15 protein-coding genes are annotated in these 15,526 nt (G+C 62.4%); 8 read left to right on the top strand and 7 right to left on the bottom strand.

Features of this window, described 5'->3' with window-relative positions:
* Nucleotides 1-34 precede the first annotated feature (34 nt).
* Genes ACLD1Y_RS30005 through ACLD1Y_RS29995 form a run of 3 tightly spaced genes read right to left on the bottom strand, consistent with a single transcriptional unit; the run spans nt 35 to nt 2,761 of the window.
* A complete protein-coding gene (locus tag ACLD1Y_RS30005) occupies nt 35-961 on the bottom strand; it encodes a sugar ABC transporter substrate-binding protein (protein WP_429481277.1) in 927 nt (308 codons plus the stop codon).
* A gap of 19 nt (nt 962-980) precedes the next feature.
* Nucleotides 981-1,760: a TIM barrel protein gene (locus tag ACLD1Y_RS30000; protein WP_429481276.1), complete on the bottom strand. Its 780-nt coding sequence runs from the start codon at nt 1,758-1,760 to the stop codon at nt 981-983.
* Nucleotides 1,757-2,761, bottom strand: a complete 1,005-nt coding sequence (locus ACLD1Y_RS29995) for a Gfo/Idh/MocA family oxidoreductase (RefSeq protein ID WP_429481275.1) — start codon at nt 2,759-2,761, stop codon at nt 1,757-1,759. Before ACLD1Y_RS29995 ends, ACLD1Y_RS30000 begins: the two co-directional genes overlap by 4 nt.
* A gap of 186 nt (nt 2,762-2,947) precedes the next feature.
* On the opposite strand from ACLD1Y_RS29995, the gene ACLD1Y_RS29990 reads away from it, so the two are divergent.
* Nucleotides 2,948-4,909 carry a sigma-54 interaction domain-containing protein gene (locus tag ACLD1Y_RS29990; protein ID WP_429481274.1) on the top strand — a complete coding sequence of 654 codons (1,962 nt, stop codon included), beginning with the start codon at nt 2,948-2,950 and terminating at the stop codon, nt 4,907-4,909.
* 279 nt (nt 4,910-5,188) lie between these two features.
* Here the strand turns inward: ACLD1Y_RS29990 and ACLD1Y_RS29985 are convergent, their stop codons facing one another.
* Nucleotides 5,189-5,473 (bottom strand): DUF6124 family protein, encoded by a 285-nt coding sequence (locus ACLD1Y_RS29985; RefSeq protein WP_429481273.1) that lies wholly within the window; start codon nt 5,471-5,473, stop codon nt 5,189-5,191.
* A 334-nt stretch (nt 5,474-5,807) separates the two neighbouring features.
* Entirely contained in the window at nt 5,808-6,851 is a 1,044-nt protein-coding gene (locus ACLD1Y_RS29980; RefSeq protein ID WP_429481272.1) for a LacI family DNA-binding transcriptional regulator, read from the bottom strand.
* 162 nt (nt 6,852-7,013) lie between these two features.
* On the opposite strand from ACLD1Y_RS29980, the gene ACLD1Y_RS29975 reads away from it, so the two are divergent.
* The 4 genes from ACLD1Y_RS29975 (at nt 7,014) to ACLD1Y_RS29960 (ending at nt 10,570) form a co-directional block, all read left to right on the top strand.
* A complete protein-coding gene (locus ACLD1Y_RS29975) occupies nt 7,014-8,135 on the top strand; it encodes a fatty acid desaturase family protein (RefSeq protein ID WP_429481271.1) in 1,122 nt (373 codons plus the stop codon).
* A gap of 77 nt (nt 8,136-8,212) precedes the next feature.
* On the top strand, nt 8,213-8,533 hold the full coding sequence (locus tag ACLD1Y_RS29970; RefSeq protein ID WP_122557443.1) for a MocE family 2Fe-2S type ferredoxin: 321 nt from the start codon (nt 8,213-8,215) through the stop codon (nt 8,531-8,533).
* Between the two features lie 17 nt (nt 8,534-8,550).
* Nucleotides 8,551-9,750 carry an NAD(P)/FAD-dependent oxidoreductase gene (locus tag ACLD1Y_RS29965; RefSeq protein WP_429481302.1) on the top strand — a complete coding sequence of 400 codons (1,200 nt, stop codon included), beginning with the start codon at nt 8,551-8,553 and terminating at the stop codon, nt 9,748-9,750.
* 1 nt (nt 9,751) lies between these two features.
* Nucleotides 9,752-10,570 carry a sugar phosphate isomerase/epimerase family protein gene (locus ACLD1Y_RS29960; protein WP_429481270.1) on the top strand — a complete coding sequence of 273 codons (819 nt, stop codon included), beginning with the start codon at nt 9,752-9,754 and terminating at the stop codon, nt 10,568-10,570.
* Nucleotides 10,571-10,708: 138 nt separating this feature from the next.
* Here the strand turns inward: ACLD1Y_RS29960 and ACLD1Y_RS29955 are convergent, their stop codons facing one another.
* A complete protein-coding gene (locus ACLD1Y_RS29955; RefSeq protein ID WP_429481269.1) occupies nt 10,709-11,581 on the bottom strand; it encodes an undecaprenyl-diphosphate phosphatase in 873 nt (290 codons plus the stop codon).
* A 179-nt stretch (nt 11,582-11,760) separates the two neighbouring features.
* On the opposite strand from ACLD1Y_RS29955, the gene ACLD1Y_RS29950 reads away from it, so the two are divergent.
* Nucleotides 11,761-12,267, top strand: a complete 507-nt coding sequence (locus tag ACLD1Y_RS29950; protein ID WP_429481268.1) for a GNAT family N-acetyltransferase — start codon at nt 11,761-11,763, stop codon at nt 12,265-12,267.
* On the opposite strand, the gene ACLD1Y_RS29945 is transcribed toward ACLD1Y_RS29950, so the two are convergent.
* Nucleotides 12,245-13,189, bottom strand: coding sequence for a GlxA family transcriptional regulator (locus ACLD1Y_RS29945; RefSeq protein WP_429481267.1), 945 nt, complete (start codon nt 13,187-13,189; stop codon nt 12,245-12,247). The genes ACLD1Y_RS29950 and ACLD1Y_RS29945 overlap by 23 nt on opposite strands.
* Before the next feature lie 158 nt (nt 13,190-13,347).
* Between ACLD1Y_RS29945 and ACLD1Y_RS29940 the strand changes: the two genes are divergently transcribed.
* Entirely contained in the window at nt 13,348-14,025 is a 678-nt protein-coding gene (locus tag ACLD1Y_RS29940; protein ID WP_429481266.1) for a type 1 glutamine amidotransferase domain-containing protein, read from the top strand.
* Nucleotides 14,026-14,102: 77 nt separating this feature from the next.
* On the top strand, nt 14,103-15,224 hold the full coding sequence (locus ACLD1Y_RS29935) for an alkene reductase (protein WP_429481265.1): 1,122 nt from the start codon (nt 14,103-14,105) through the stop codon (nt 15,222-15,224).
* The last annotated feature ends 302 nt before the right edge of the window (nt 15,225-15,526 follow it).

Below are 15,526 nucleotides of genomic sequence, written 5' to 3'. Positions count from 1 at the left end.
GCCCGCTCCCACATTTGGATCTCCACAGGTCAATCTATTTGTAGCGTTGCTCAAACATCGCCACCTGCTCTGGCTTGATCAGCTCAAACGGCACCCACACCTCCGCTTCAATCGGCTCACCCTTGATCATCTTGATCGCCGACTCCACCGCCTTGGCCGCCTGTGCCTTGGGGTCTTGGAACACCGACGCCGCCAACAACCCACGCTTGACCGCCGCCAGCCCATCCGGCAACCCATCGATGCCGACAATTGCCACTTCACCCTTGGCCTTGCCCGCCTGCTGCAAGGCCATCCCCGCGCCAATCGCCATTTCATCGTTGTTGGCAATAATCGCATCGAACTGCGTACCCGCCAGCAACCAGTTGCTGGTCAGGTCCATGCCTTTGCTGCGCTGCCATTCGGCGCTTTGCTGCTCCACCACTTTGATGCCGGGATAGTCCTTGAGCACCTGCTTGGCGCCTTCGGTACGGTCGTGGGTGGCGTTTTGCGCAAGGTCGCCCATGATGATTGCCACATTGCCCTTGCCGCCGAGTTTTTCCGCGAGGAAGCGCATCTGCAACTGCCCGGCCTCGATGTCGTTAGAGGCCACGGTGACCACGCCCTTGGGCAGGGTGCGTTCATCCGGATGGCGGTTGACGTACACCAGCGGCTTGTTGGCGGCCACGGCGGCGCGGGTCATGTTGGCGGTGGCGGACGTGTCCACCGGCAACACGATCACCGCATCGACCTTCTGGTTCAGGAAGCCTTCGACCTGGTTGAGCTGGCGAACCACATCGCCTTGGGCGTCTTCGAACTGGATCTTCACGCCTTGCTGCTTGGCGGCCGTTTCCAGGCCGTTGCGCACGTAGGTCATGAAGTTGTCGTCCACCCGGGCAATGCTCACGCCGATGCGGTATTCGGCGAACGACCAGGGGCTGAACAGCAGTAACAGCGAGGCAACAATCAATGCATAGCGGTTCATAAGGGTGTTCCTTTTATTGTTATAGGGTGAACGCTTGACGGAATCGCTCCAGGGCCAGTTCGCTTTCGCCGCTGGCCCAGCCTTCGAGGCCGACCACGCCGCTGTAGCCCATGGCGTGCAAGGCCCTGGCGATGGCAGGGTAGTGGATTTCACCGGTGCCCGGTTCCTTGCGACCGGGCACGTCAGCCACCTGGATTTCACCGATGGACGTGCCTGCACGCTGGATCAGTTCGATCAGGTTACCTTCACCGATCTGCGCGTGGTACAGGTCCAGGTTCATTTTCAGGTGCGGGCTGCCCACTGCTTCGATCAGCGCCAGGGTGTCGTCGGCGCGGGCGAACGGGGTGCCGGGGTGGTCGACTTCGGTGTTGAGGTTTTCCAGCAGGAACACGCGGCCAGCGTCTTCCCCCAGGCGGGCGATTTTTTCCAGGGTTTTGCAGGCGCTCAGCCACATACGGCCTGTGGTCTGGCTGACCGGCTGAACGGGCAAGCCGCCTTCGCCCAGGCCGGTACCGTGCAGGTTGAGACTGGGGCAGTTGAGTTGTTCGGCAACCGTTATGGATTCACGGGCGCTGTCGAGCAACTGGCGGATACCGTCCGGGTCGGTGAGGGTGCCGGTGATATAGCCGGTCATCGAGGTGAAATCGGCGCCGGTCGCGGCCAGGGCGCCGATGTCCTTGTCGGTCCAGTTCCAGATTTCGGCGCTGAACCCCAGCGCGTGAATGCGTTTGACCCGCTCAATGAACGGCAGGTCGAGAAACACCATCTCGGCACTGATCGCCAGTTTGAACGGGCTCATACGGCCACCGCCTGGCCTTGCTGGAACGACTCGATGCACGCACGCGCAATCGCCAGCGCGGCGCGGGCGTCTTCGCCACTGGCCATCGGCTTGGCGCCAGTGCGCAGGCACTCGGCAAAGTGGTTGAGCTCGGCGATATAGGCGTCGCGCAGCAGGTCGGTGTCCAGGCGCTGGGTGTCGGCCTGGATGCCCTGGGCCAGGTAGCGCACCAAGTCGGACTCGTTGACGCCGCCCATGGTCAGCATGCCCGCGCTGCCAAACACTTCGCCGCGTACGTCGTAGCCATACACTGCCTGGAAGTTGGCCTCGGCGGTGGCAATCGCGCCGTTATCGAAGCGGATCGTGACCACGGCGGTGTCGAGGAAGCCTTTGCTCTTGAAGTCAGGGGCGATCAACGCATCGGCCATCACATGCACCTGTACTGCCTCGGCGCCGGGGTTGAGGTAGCGCAGGGTGTCGAAGTCGTGGATCAGGGTTTCCAGGAAGATTACCCACTGCGGCGAGTTGGCCGGGTTGTTCAGTGCTGGGTCGCGGGTCAGCGAGCGCAGCAGTTGCGGCGTACCGATGCGGCCAGCGACGACATCCAGGTGCGCGGTGCGAAAGCTCTTGGCGAAGCGCCGGTTGAAACCGACCTGCAACGGCACGCGGGCATCGGCGGCGGCGGCGATGGCGCGGTCGGCTTCATCCAGGGTAATGGCCATGGGTTTTTCGCAGAAAATGCCCTTGCCGGCGCGGGCGGCGCTGATCACCAATTCGGCGTGGCTGCGGGCAGGGGCGGCGATGATCACGCCGTCGATATCCGGGTCGTCCAGCAGCTGCTGCGGATCGGTGTAGACCTTGTCCACGCCCAGCTCTGCGGCGAGGCGGGCAGCCTGGCCGGGAGTCGGGTCGGCAATCGCCACCAGGTTGGCACCGGGGATGTGCCGCGCCGCCGTCAAACCGTGGAAGCTGCCCATGCGACCGGCACCGATCAGACCCAGGCGGATGTTCTGTGTACTCATGAAATAACCCCTTTTTTATTGTTGGCCTCAGGACGGTCCTGATGGGCAAAGGGGATAGAGCAAGGGCTGTGCCAATTTTCAAGCTATTGATATATATGGGTTTTCTTTGAGTTTATAAACAATTAGTGTTCATTTTGATGACATGTCTATACTGGCATGTCAAAAATATGAACATAGGTAAGTCCGATGAGCATGGCCTTCAGCGTACAAGACCTCGACTACCTCACCGCCCTGGGGCCCGCGGCGTTGAATGACGGCCCGGTCGCCGCGCTGGAGCAGGCGTGGCGCGATTGCCTGGCCGGACAGGCTGAGCGTCCGGCAGGTGTGCGGCAAGTGATCTGGGAGTCTTGGTGCCGCAGCGTCCAGGCCGGTATTGACCCGGCAGACAACGCCTACCGCTTCGTCGCCCCTGAAACCCTGGCGGCGACCCTCGCCAGCCATCGTGTATTGATCGCGGCTGCCGCACAGGTCATGCACGGCCTGCTGGCCTACAACCCCCGTGGCCATATCAACCTCACCGATGCGGATGGCACGACCCTGTATTTTTGCGGGCTGGACATCACCCCGGTGGGCAGTCGCTTGCTGGAGTCCGTGCAAGGCACTAACTGCACCGGGCTGGCGCTGGCCGAAGATCACCTGGTGTATGTGCTCGCCGAGGAAAACTACGGCACAGGCCTGCGCCAGCGCCGTATGCACTGCGCCGCCGCACCGATCAAGAATGCCCAGGGCGAAACCCTGGCCATGCTGACACTCACCGCTGAGCCCGGCTGGTTTCACTTCCATACCCTCGGCACCGTGCAGGCGGCGGCCGAGGCGGTGTCGCGGCAAATGGCGTTGCAAGGGCTGCTGGAACAACAGCAAACCGTGCTCGAAGTGCTCAACGAAGGCCTGGTGGTGCTGGATGAGCGCGGTTGCATCAAGGCGCTCAACCGGTATGCCCGGCAGCTGTTCGGGGTGGGTTTGGAATTGATCGGCAGCCCGTTCCAGCAACTGGGCCGCAGCGAATTGAGCGACGTGCTGGGCGAGCCCGTACGCGACCTCGATTGCACCTTCCACCTGCACGACCGCAGCCAGCTCGCCTGCCTGGTCTCGGTGTGCCCGCTGGAGCAGGGCGGGGTGATCGTGTCGCTGCGCGAGAACCGCCGTATCCGCGAAATCACCCGGCGCATCATCGGCACCCAGGCCAGCTACACCTTCGACACCATCCAGGGCCAATCGCGGGCGATCCAGGACGCGCTGCACCTGGGGCGGATCGCCAGCCGCAGTGACTCCACCACCTTGATCCTCGGCGAAAGCGGCACCGGCAAAGAGCTGTTCGCCCAAGCGATCCATAACGGCAGTGACCGCCACAAGGGCCCGTTTGTTGCGGTCAACTGCGGCGCGATCCCGCGGGACTTGGTGCAAAGCGAACTGTTCGGGCATGTCGAAGGCGCGTTCACCGGCGCTGCCCGTGGTGGTTCGGCGGGCAAGTTTGAATTGGCGGATGGCGGCACGATTTTCCTGGATGAAATTGGCGATATGTCCTTCGATGCCCAAGTCAGCCTGCTGCGAGTATTGCAGGAGGGTGAAGTGACCCGCGTCGGCGCAAAAAGCTCGCGGCAAGTGAATGTGCGCATCATCGCCGCCACTCACCGCAACCTGAGCCAGGCGGTGGCCGAGGGGGCGTTTCGCGAAGACCTTTACTACCGCCTCAACGTGCTGAACTTGACCGTGCCACCGCTGCGCATGCGTCGCGAAGATATCCCGTTGCTGGCGCGGCACTTCCTCACGCGATGCGCGCGTTCGCTGCGTAAATCGGTGCAAGGTTTTTCGCCGGATGCGCTGGCCTTGCTCTCGGCCTACGGCTGGCCGGGCAATGTGCGCGAGTTGGAAAACAGCGTTGAACGGGCGACCAACTTGGCCATGGGTGAACTGATCCAACCGTCCGACCTGCCGTTGGATACCCGGCATCGCGCCCCTGCGCGCCTGCATGAAGCGCAACCGGCGCAAGACCTGAGCAGTCATGAAATGAATGCCATTGTCGCGGCACTGCAAGCGGCCGGCGGGAATATTCGCCTGGCTGCCCGGCAACTCAACGTGTCGCGGGGTGGGCTGTACAACAAGATGAGCCGGTTTGGCCTGAATGCCGCAGAGTTTCGCGGGATGTAGATCAACACCGATTTTTAATCTTTGAAATGCGGTCAATGTGGGAGGGGCGGTGCGACGATTCGACTTGCTCCCGATGGCGGTGTGTCAGCTGACACATCTGCAAGCTGAACCACCGCCTTCGCGAGCAAGCCCGCTCCCACATTTGGCTTTGTGCCAGGCTCAAGAAACAGTCACACCACCAATCCACTGTGGGAGCGGGCTTGCTCGCGAAGGCGGTGGGTCAGTGCATACATGCTCCAGCTGACCATCCGACTTCGCAGGCGAGCCCCTCCCACATGTTCAACTGTGTTTCAGGCAGTCGATGGAGCGGTCTACAGTAGTCTTGGCAATTTCCAGCAAATGCCAAACCGCCAAAATCTTCGCCCGCTCAGGGCTCTCCACCAACTCACCACAATCCAATGCGGTTGCCGAAGCGCTGTCGAGCAAACTGGCGGTGTAGAGCAGGGCATCTTCGAAGCTCAGGTCTTCGTTGATGGAATGGAAACCTTGGGTGGGCAGATAGTGGTCGATGGCGCGGTTGAAAGCGGCGCGGTCTTTTGCGGGGTCGTGTACGTCTTTGTTCATTGTGCAACTCCGAATGCTGAGTAAGGAGCCGAACCTGTCGCGACTAAACGAAGGTGGCGGCTGTACGCAGGTTAGTCGACCGGTCGGAGCTACCCGGCGCGCCCGAAGGCGCCCTGCGCACAGCCACCATTAAAGCTTCATGGGACCATGCGCCAGCTTCGAATCCGGGCGACTAAACCCGATCACTGAATAGGCAGTGACGGACCGCAGACTAGCCACCGATTCCAGCAGGCACAAGGCGGCGGAGATTGTCTAGGAAACGTCCTGCAATTTAAAGGGACACGCCTTGCTGGCCCTTTACAAACCATGACAAAACGCCAGTAACCCCGCCGCTTTAGATATTTTCCGACGTCACAATCAGCGGCGGTATATACACCCGATGCCGCAACGGATCGAACACCTCACCCCCCTGCAACGCCACCAACAACTCAATCACCGCCACGGCCGTCTGGCGCGGCTGCGAATCCATCACCACATCCACCAACCCCCGGCGCAACGCCTCACGCGACAGCTCGGTGGACTCCTGCAAGATGCAACACAACGCCGGCCGCTTGGGCAATTGCGCCAACGCATTGATGATGCCGTCGCCACCGCCCCCCACCACGCACAGGCCGCGCAGGTCGGTGTGGCGGGTGATCAGGTCGAGGGTGGCTTCTTCGGTGATGTCGCTGTTGTCCAGGTTGATCAGCGGCTCAAGTGGCTTGAGCCCCGGCGCGTGCTCGGCGAGGTAGCTGTGCAAGCCCGCGACCCGCGCCTGGTGGCCAAGAAAGCGGTGGCCGCCGAGCAAAATCCCCACGCTGCCTTTGCGGGCGCCGCAGGTGCGGGCCAGCAGCCAGCCCATAGTGCGGCCGACCACGTGGTTGTCCTGGCCTACATAGGGTTCGGCGGCGTGCTCATGAATATCCGACAGCAACGCCACCACCGGCACGCCGGCTTCGCGGATCTGCGCCAAGGTGGCGTTGATCAACGGGTGGGCGAAGCTGACCACGGCCAGGGCATCGCACTGCACGGCCAACTGTTCGATCTGCGCGACGATGGCGCTGGGGGTGCGATCCACGATGTACTCGAACTGGCACGTCAGGTTGGCGCCTGCATGCTGCTCGGCGGCCTCGCTGATCGACTTCGCAAGGGTCGCGTAGAACGCCTGGGCCGTCGCGAGCAACAGGATGCCAAAACGGTAGGTCGGCCGACGTTCACGGATGCGCTGGCCGATCAATCGGGCGGCAAAATACCCCACGGCTTCGGCGGCCTGAAACACCTGCTCGGCTGTCTCTGGATTGACCGGCGCACGGGCATTCAATACCCGGTCGACAGTGGCCACGCTCAGGCCCGCTTGGGCGGCCACGGTGGCGATGGTTGGGCGTTTATTGTTGTTCATGACTGGCCCTTATTGCGTCTTGATAGAAAACTATCAAGCCCCGCTGGGCCTGGATGATAGCTTGATAGGGAATGGATTCAAGCCCTTGAGGCGGATTTGCCCGCTCTCTATATTTTCTCCAGCAAAGCACTCGAAACCCATCGCTTGCGGAGAACAATAACAATGCCTGAACACACCGCTCACTCCACTCGGCGCGACTACAGCCTCACCGGCCCCGAAGCCGCCCGTGCTGCCGAAAAAGGCCTGGTATCAGCCAGCTGGTACCAATCGCCGATTTCCCGTAAACGCATGAAAGAACTGATGCAACGCCGCGATGGCCCAGCGCTGCGCGACACCGCCCTGTGGGTGGCCGCGTTGTTCGCCACCGGTTTTGGTGGCTACTGGTTCTGGGGCACTTGGGCCTGCGTGCCGTTCTTTATCGCCTACGGCGTGTTGTACGGCACCGCCTCCAACCCGCGCTGGCACGAGACCGGCCATGGCACGGCGTTCAAAACTCGCTGGATGAACGACGTGCTCTACCAGATCGCCAGTTTCATGTGCATCTTCGAGCCCCATGTGTGGCGCTGGAGCCATGCCCGGCACCATACCGACACCATCGTGGTCGGCCGCGACCCGGAGATCGTCGAGCCGCGTCCGCCGAGTTTCTTGATGATGTTCCTGAGCCTGTTCAACCTGCCCCTGGCCTGGAAAACCTTCAGCGGCGTGGCGCGTCATGCCATCGGCAAGATGAGTGCCCAGGAAGCCGACTTTATCCCGGAATCCGAATGGCCCAAGGTGTTCCGTGCCGCCCGTATCTGGGTGGCCATTTACGCCGTGGTCATCGGCACCGCCCTGTACCTGCACAGCTGGCTGCCCCTGATGCTGGTGGGCCTGCCGAGCATCTACGGCGCCTGGCTCGGCTACCTGTTTGGCCTCACGCAGCATGTGGGCCTGGCCGAAGACGTGCTGGACCATCGCAGCAACTGCCGCACCATCTACATGAACCGCGTGCTGCGCTTTATCTACATGGACATGAACTACCACCTCGAGCATCACATGTACCCGATGGTGCCGTACCACGCCCTGGAACAGTTGCACGAAGAGATCCGCAGCGACTGCCCGCCGCCGTACGCCAACCTCTTCGAGGCCTACAAAGAAATCCTTCCCACGATCTGGCGCCAGCGCAGCGACCCAACTTATTTCATCCAACGCCCAACCCCTGTGGTGAGCGAGCTTGCTCGCGCTGGGCTGCGCAGCAGCCCCAATGACGCCCCCGCGTTCTTCCAGACAAACCCCGAAAGCTGATCCAGGGGCCGCTTCGCCGCCCAGCGCGAGCAAGCTCGCTCACCACAAGGTTTGCCTGTCAATTGGAGATAAATGCCATGAACGATCAATGGATCGACGTCTGCGCCGTGGGCGAAATAGACGAAGAAGACGTGCTGCGCTTCGACCACGGCGCCCACACCTACGCGGTGTACCGCTCGGCCGAGAATGAATTCTTCGCCACTGCCGGCCTGTGCACCCACGAAAAAATCCACCTCGCCGACGGCCTGGTGATGGACCACGTGATCGAATGCCCCAAGCACAACGGGCGCTTCGATTACCGCACCGGCAAGGCCATGGGCGCGCCGGTGTGCGTCAACCTCAAGACCTACCCGGTACGGGTCGAAGCGGGGCGGGTATTACTCGCCGTCACGGCCTGACCATGAACGAAGCTCATATGAATGATGCGCTGATCATCGTCGGCGCCGGCCATGCCGGTGGCCGGGCGGCGCTGACCTTGCGCAAAGAGGGCTATACCGGGCGCCTGATCCTGATTGGCGATGAACCGCATTTGCCCTATGAGCGCCCGCCACTGTCCAAGGGGCTGTTGCAAGGCACGGCGGACTTGGCCGGCTATAGCCTGTGCGACCGCGAGCGGCTGGCTGAACTGGATATCGAACATATCGCCGGTAACCCGGTCATCCGGCTGGAGCCGCAACAGCACCGCCTGCAACTCGCCGATGGGCAGTGGCTGCCTTACGCCGGCCTGCTGCTGGCCACCGGCGGCCGGGCGCGCCGCTTGCCCCAGGAACACGCGAATGTGCTGTACCTGCGCACCCACGATGACGCGCTGGCCCTGCGCAATGCGCTAACCCCCGGTACACGGTTGGTGGTGGTCGGCGGTGGATTTATCGGCCTGGAAGTGGCGGCGACGGCACGTGGCCTGGGTTGCGAGGTCACCGTGCTGGAAGCTGGGCCACGCCTGGCGGCAAGGGTGCTGCCGCCGGTGATCTCCCAGGCGCTGCTGGCGCTGCATCGCGAGCACGGCGTGGACGTGCGCTTGAACGTGGCGCTGGAGTCGATCCAGGCCGACAGCGTGCAATTGGTGGACGGGCAAGTGCTGCCCTGCGACCTCGTAGTGGTCGGCATCGGCATGCAGCCCAGTATCGAATTGGCCACGGCGGCCGGGCTGGAAGTGGGGCAGGGCATACGCGTGGATGAGTACCTGCGTACCAGCGCGGCCAATATTTATGCGGCTGGGGATGTGTGCGAGTTTCGCCTGGATGGCCTGTATCAACGCCAGGAAACCTGGCGCAACGCCGAAGCGCAGGGCCGACATGCAGCGCTGAATCTGCTGGGCCGTGAAGTGCCCTTCGATGCCATCCCCGGCTTTTGGTCCGACCAGTACGACTGGGGCTTGTTGACCGTGGGCGTAATGAGCCCATCGATGGTCACCCGCGTACTGCCCGGCGGCGGCCTGCTGCTGTTCTACCTTGATCCCGAGCAACGTTTGCAAGGCGCCTGCGGCTGGGCCACCGGCAATAGCGTGGCCAAGGACATCAAGCTCTGCGAACGCTTGATCAGTGCACGTATCCCGCTCGATGTTTCCAGCCTGGCCGACGCCGAGCTGTCCCTCAAAACGCTGCTGCGAGGCTGATATGCGCCAATTCCTGGTGTTCCAATCCCTGTGGGCCATGCAGACCGAACCCGGCCCGCTGGAAGCCCAGCTCGACCGTATCAAGGCCGCCGGTTTCGACGGCATCACCGACCACTACTGGAAACCCGCCGATGTCGCCCGTTTGCATGGCGCCGCCACGGCCAGGGGCTTGCAGATTGAGGGCCAACTGTTCCCGCAATCAGTGGACGACCTGGCCGCCGCGCTGGATGTGATCAGCCGCTACGGGTGTCACCACCTCACCCTGCAAGCCGATGTGCGTCCACGCAGCCAAACCGAGGCCGCACGGCTGGTGGAAGGCTGGCAACGCCTGGCCGAGCAAGTGGACTTTCCGGTGCTGCTGGAGACCCACCGTTATCGACTGACCAACGACTTGTTGTTCACGCTGGACCTGTTGGCGCAGATGCCGGACTTGAGGCTGCTGGCCGACCTGTCTCACTACGTGGTCGGGCGCGAGCTGCCCGAGCCGGGCGCCGCTGAGGACGATGAGCAAATCCGCACCATCTTGCGCCACAGTTGGGGCTTCCACGGCCGCGTGGCCAGCAGCGAGCAGGTGCAGGTCTCGTTGGACTTCCCCCAGCATCAGCCCTGGGTGCAGCGGTTTACCCAGTGGTGGCGCTACGGGATCGAAGACTGGTTGGCCCGCCCGGACACGCCCGGCAGCCTGGCATTCACCTGCGAGCTGGGCCCGCCACCCTATGCGATCACTGGTGCGGACGGGCGGGAGATCAGTGATCGTTGGGCCGAGGCGCTGAAGTTGCAGGCGCTGATTCGTGAGGTGTGGAAGAGCTGTCATAACTAACAGTCAGAACATGATTCAAATGTGGGAGCGGGCTTGCTCGCGAATGCGGTGGATCAGTCACTGAATGTGCTGACTGGCATACCGCATTCGCGAGCAAGCCCGCTCCCACATTAGATTGGATGTACGTTCAGAATGGGGTCAGCTCAACAACCCGGTGCTTACGGCCACAATCAGAAAGATCCCCAGCACGGCCCTATAGATCACAAACGGCCAAGTCGAAAACCGCTCCAAAAACCGCATCAACCCCCAGATCGCAAAAAACGCCGAGATGCTCGCCACCACCAGCCCAAACAACAAATGCGGCCAGGCATGGGCGGGCATATCGGCATGCAGCAACACCCAAAGCTCCTTCAGCCCGGCCAGGGCAATGGCTGGCAGGCCCAGCAAGAAGGAGAAACGCGCGGCTTCCTCACGCTTGAAGTTCAGAAACAGCGCGGCAGTAAGGGTGGAGCCCGAGCGCGACACCCCTGGAATCAACGCGCCAATCTGCGCAATGCCTACGATCAACGCGTCCCGCAGGCGCATTTCGCCCATTTCACGGGTATGGCGAGCGCGTACTTCTGCCACCGCCAGCAGCACCGCCATTACCACGCAGGAAATACCGATCACCATCAGCCCGCGCAACGGCGAGTTGCACGCGTTCAAAGTCGAGGACAGGGCCAGGCCGGCAATGCCGATAGGGATCGTCGCCAGCACAATCGCCACCGCCAGCTTGAACCACCGGTCGTTGTAGTCACCCCGTCGCACTGCGCCGATGCTGCCGGTGGTCACCTGCCGTACATCACGCCAGAAATAGCTGACCACGGCTGCCAATGCCGCCAACTGCATGGCTGCCGAAAACGCCGAGCCGGGGTCTTGCCAGCCGAGCAGGGCGGGCACTACGCGCATGTGGGCGGTGGACGAGACGGGCAGCAGTTCGGTAATGCCCTGGATCACCCCCAGGATAAAGATCTGCAGGTAATCCAGGGAGGCGAAGCCCACATCCAGGCCGGCGGAACAGACGTTGGTCAAGATCGGTGTCCTTGAGGAAAAGGTGGAAACCGGCGAAGTTTATTCTAAATGTTTCAGGGATTCGGCCCGGCCAACATAAATCCGCAATCGGTTCAGCAAACAGAAAGGTTAGGCAATGTATTGGCCTGCACCGGGGTTTTGTGAACAATGGCGCCCTGCGTTTTTTCACCGAGAGTCCCATGCCTGAAACCACCGTCGAATTGATCCAGACCGGCCCCGAAGAAGCCGAGCTGATCCGCAATCTCTACCAGTATTACGCCTATGAGTCGTCGGACTGGGAGCAGGAAGATGTCGAAGTGGATGGTCGTTTCTACATCCATGACGAACACCTGGCCCGCTACTGGCAAGACCCGCAATGGAGCGCCAACCTGCTGTTGGTAGACGGGTACATCGCCGGTTTCCTGCTGATCGAAAACAGCGAACTGCCGGGCATCGACGCCCTGGAGTTGGCCGACCTGTTTATCCTCAAGCGCTACCGCCGTAAGGGCATTGGCCGCGCCATCGCCAGCCAAGTGCTGTGCAGCGGCGCGGCCAATTGGCTGGTGCGTTTTTATGACCAGGACGAAGTGTCCCAGGCGTTCTGGCGCACGGTGCTGGATAACCTGCCGCGCCCGGTGCAAAGCCTGGAACTGGACGATGACCCGCAGCTAGTGAGTTACCTGATCACGCGGGCAGCGTTGCATTAAACGCCTGCTGCATCGCCTGGGGCGGCTGGCCGAAAGCCCGCAGGAATGCCTGGCGCATGCGCTCGCGATCACCGAAGCCGGTTTCGCGGGCCACCACTTCCACCGGGTGGCGGCTGGTTTCCATCATCGCCCGGGCGGCCTCCACCCGCAGGGATTCGATGGCCTTGGCCGGCGTGCGACCGGTTTCTTCGCGAAACACCCGGCTGAACTGGCGTGGGCTGAGCCGCGCCACATCGGCCAGGGCGTCCACCGACAGGTCGTGGGTGAGGTTCTCGCGTGCGTAGGCCAGGGCCAATTGCACGCGGTCTGATTTGGGGTCCAGCTCCAGTAACGCCGACAACTGCGACTGCTCGCTGCCGCGACGCTGGGAGATCACCAGCTTGCGTGCAATACGCCGGGCCAGGTCGCTGCCCAGGTCGTTCTCCACCATGGCCAGCGCCAGGTCCACCCCGGCACTCATGCCCGCGCCGGTCCACACCTGGCCGTCCACCACGAACAGCTTGTCTTCGTCCAGGTGGATATGGGGGTAGCGCTTGCGAAAGGCCGGCGCGTGGATCCAGTGGGTGGTGGTGCGCTTGCCTTCCAGCAGACCGGCTTCGGCCAGCACGAAGATGCCCATGCACAGTGAGGCAACCCGCCGGGATTGCGCGGACGCGGCCTTGACCTGCTCCAGCAGGCTGGCTTCCGGCAGGCGGAACTCCATGTAACCGCCGACGATCAGCGTGTCATAACCTTCGGCCCGGATCGGTGTGGTGTTCACCGAAAAGCCCTGGGACGTCATCACCGCGCCGCCACGCTCCGACACCAAGTGAAACTCGTAGGCCGGCTCGCCCCGCAACAGGTTCGCGCACTCGAACACCGAGCCCACGCTGAGGCTCAGGCATTCAAAATTCGGGTAAACCAGCAGCGCAACGCTGTGCATTGTGTTTCTCCAGCAGGGTCAGGGGTGGGATTGTCGGCGGCTCGCAGCCAAACGGCAACTGCCATCGAGGCATGTCCGAAAACCTTGCGCATATGACGTTGTGACCGGGCCCCCAGGCTCCTAAGCTTCAACCCACAGTCATCCCGAGGCACTCGACAATGAAAGTATTGATGGTATTGACCTCTCACGATCAGTTGGGCAACACCGGCCGCAAGACCGGCTTCTGGCTCGAAGAGTTTGCTGCACCCTATTACGCGTTCAAGGACGCCGGCGCCCAGATCGTGCTGGCATCCCCGGCCGGTGGCCAGCCGCCGCTGGACCCGGTCAGCGACCTGCCGGACTTCCAGACCGAACAGACCCACCGTTTCGCCGCCGACCCGGCCGCCCAGCAAGCCCTGGCCGCCACGGTCAAGCTGGACACGGTCAACGCCGCCGACTTCGACACCGTGTTCTACCCCGGCGGCCACGGCCCGTTGTGGGACCTGGCGGAGTCGCCAACCTCTATCGCACTGATCGAAGCCTTCGAACGTGCGGGCAAGCCCATCGGTTTTGTCTGCCACGCACCGGGCGCCTTGCGTCACGTCAAGGCCGTCAACGGTGAGCCGTTGATCAAGGGCCGCCGTGTCACCGGCTTCTCCAATTCGGAAGAAGCGGCGGTGGAATTGACCGAGGTGGTGCCGTTCTTGATTGAAGATGAATTCAAGAAACTCGGCGGTCTGTACGAGAAGGGGGCCGACTGGCAGTCCTTTGTGATCGTCGATGGCTTGCTGGTCACCGGGCAGAACCCGGGCAGCTCCAGTGATGTGGCCAAGGCGCTGCTCAAACTCACCGCTTAATTCATTCACCCCGTTATTGGTTGGCGACGCTCAGGCGTCGCCAATGCTTTTGTTCGTCCAGAATTCGGAAACCCCCCATGACAGACCACATTCTTAGCACCCCGGTAACCCTGGGTCAGCACACCCTGAACAACCGCATCGTGCTGCCGCCGTTGACCCGCCAGCGCAGCGCGCAACCGGGTGATATCGCCACCGACCTGATGGCCGAGTATTACCGCCAGCGCGCCACCGCCGGGTTTATGGTCAGCGAAGGCACGCAGATTGAACCCCGTGGCCAGGGCTACGCGTGGACGCCGGGTATCTACAGCGCGGCGCAGATCGATGGCTGGCGCAAAGTCACCGACGCGGTGCATGCCGAGGGCGGGGTGATCTTTGCCCAGCTCTGGCATGTGGGGCGCGTGTCCCACCACGATTTGCAGCCCGAGGGGGCCGCGCCGGTGGCGCCGTCTGCGATCCAACCCATGCAGGTCAAGGCGTTCATTGAAACGGCGCCGGGCGCGGGTGAGCTGGTGCAACCGCCGGTGCCGCGTGCGCTGAGCACACGTGAAGTGAAGGAACTGGTGGGTCTGTACGCCGAGGCCGCGCGTAATGCCATAGCGGCTGGGTTTGACGGGGTGGAGATTCATTCGGCCAACGGTTACCTGGTCAACCAGTTCATTTCGGCCCATGCCAACCAGCGCGATGACGAATACGGCGGCTCGCTGGACAACCGTCTGCGTTTCCTGCGGGAAATCGTCGAGGCCGTGAGTGATGCGGTCGGCCCGCAACGCCTGGGGGTGCGGTTTTCGCCGTTGTTCAGCGGCACGGATCAGGACCGGGTGTATATCGGTCTGGTGGAAGAGGATCCGCACCATACCTATATCGAAGCGATCAAGTTGCTGGAAGGGGCGGGCATCGCCTACGTCTCTATCGCCGAGGCCGACTGGGACAACGCGCCGGAGCTGCCGGAAACCTTCCGCCGGGCCGTGCGCGAGACCTTCAGCGGGCGAATCATCTATGCCGGGCGTTATACCGCTGAGCGTGGCGAGAAACTGGTGAACGCGGGGTTGGCGGACTTGATCGCGTTTGGCCGACCGTTCATTGCCAACCCGGATCTGCCCCAGCGCCTGTTCAACGGCTGGCCGCTGAACCCGCTGCGGGTTGAGGGGATGTACGGGGGTTCGGAGCAGGGGTATATCGATTACCCCACGTACGGCTGACGACGGTGGGGGGGCTTGCCCCGATAGCGCTGGACCTGTTGGAGCTGCCATGCCCGCCCGGCCACCAAAAATCTATCGGGTGTCTGCGGTTCAAATGTGGGAGCTGGCTTGCCTGCGATAGCGGTCTTTCGGTGTACATATCCGTTATCTGGGTAGCGGCGGCTATGGGTTCCGCCCTTACGGCGGGTCACTTTTGGAAGAGCCCTCCATGTCAGGATAGTTGTCGCTTCTTCAAAACTGGAGGGCGTAGGACTGTCGCTTGAAACAACGTCGCTATACCGAAGATGAGAAAACTTGGGTGC

This window comes from Pseudomonas sp. 18175 (genome assembly GCF_050432925.1).
In the GTDB taxonomy this organism is placed as follows: Bacteria; Pseudomonadota; Gammaproteobacteria; order Pseudomonadales; family Pseudomonadaceae; genus Aquipseudomonas.
This window is presented reverse-complemented; position numbering and strand designations above follow the sequence as displayed.

Coding starts and splice junctions, on each gene's coding strand:
- ACLD1Y_RS29935 (WP_429481265.1), top strand. CDS start 14,103: ATGACAGACCACATTCTTAGCACCCCGGTAACCCTGGGTCAGCACACC.
- ACLD1Y_RS29970 (WP_122557443.1), top strand. CDS start 8,213: ATGAACGATCAATGGATCGACGTCTGCGCCGTGGGCGAAATAGACGAA.
- ACLD1Y_RS29975 (WP_429481271.1), top strand. CDS start 7,014: ATGCCTGAACACACCGCTCACTCCACTCGGCGCGACTACAGCCTCACC.
- ACLD1Y_RS30000 (WP_429481276.1), bottom strand. CDS start 1,760: ATGAGCCCGTTCAAACTGGCGATCAGTGCCGAGATGGTGTTTCTCGAC.
- ACLD1Y_RS29945 (WP_429481267.1), bottom strand. CDS start 13,189: ATGCACAGCGTTGCGCTGCTGGTTTACCCGAATTTTGAATGCCTGAGC.
- ACLD1Y_RS29950 (WP_429481268.1), top strand. CDS start 11,761: ATGCCTGAAACCACCGTCGAATTGATCCAGACCGGCCCCGAAGAAGCC.
- ACLD1Y_RS29965 (WP_429481302.1), top strand. CDS start 8,551: ATGAATGATGCGCTGATCATCGTCGGCGCCGGCCATGCCGGTGGCCGG.
- ACLD1Y_RS29995 (WP_429481275.1), bottom strand. CDS start 2,761: ATGAGTACACAGAACATCCGCCTGGGTCTGATCGGTGCCGGTCGCATG.
- ACLD1Y_RS29985 (WP_429481273.1), bottom strand. CDS start 5,473: ATGAACAAAGACGTACACGACCCCGCAAAAGACCGCGCCGCTTTCAAC.
- ACLD1Y_RS29960 (WP_429481270.1), top strand. CDS start 9,752: ATGCGCCAATTCCTGGTGTTCCAATCCCTGTGGGCCATGCAGACCGAA.
- ACLD1Y_RS29980 (WP_429481272.1), bottom strand. CDS start 6,851: ATGAACAACAATAAACGCCCAACCATCGCCACCGTGGCCGCCCAAGCG.
- ACLD1Y_RS29940 (WP_429481266.1), top strand. CDS start 13,348: ATGAAAGTATTGATGGTATTGACCTCTCACGATCAGTTGGGCAACACC.
- ACLD1Y_RS29990 (WP_429481274.1), top strand. CDS start 2,948: ATGAGCATGGCCTTCAGCGTACAAGACCTCGACTACCTCACCGCCCTG.
- ACLD1Y_RS30005 (WP_429481277.1), bottom strand. CDS start 961: ATGAACCGCTATGCATTGATTGTTGCCTCGCTGTTACTGCTGTTCAGC.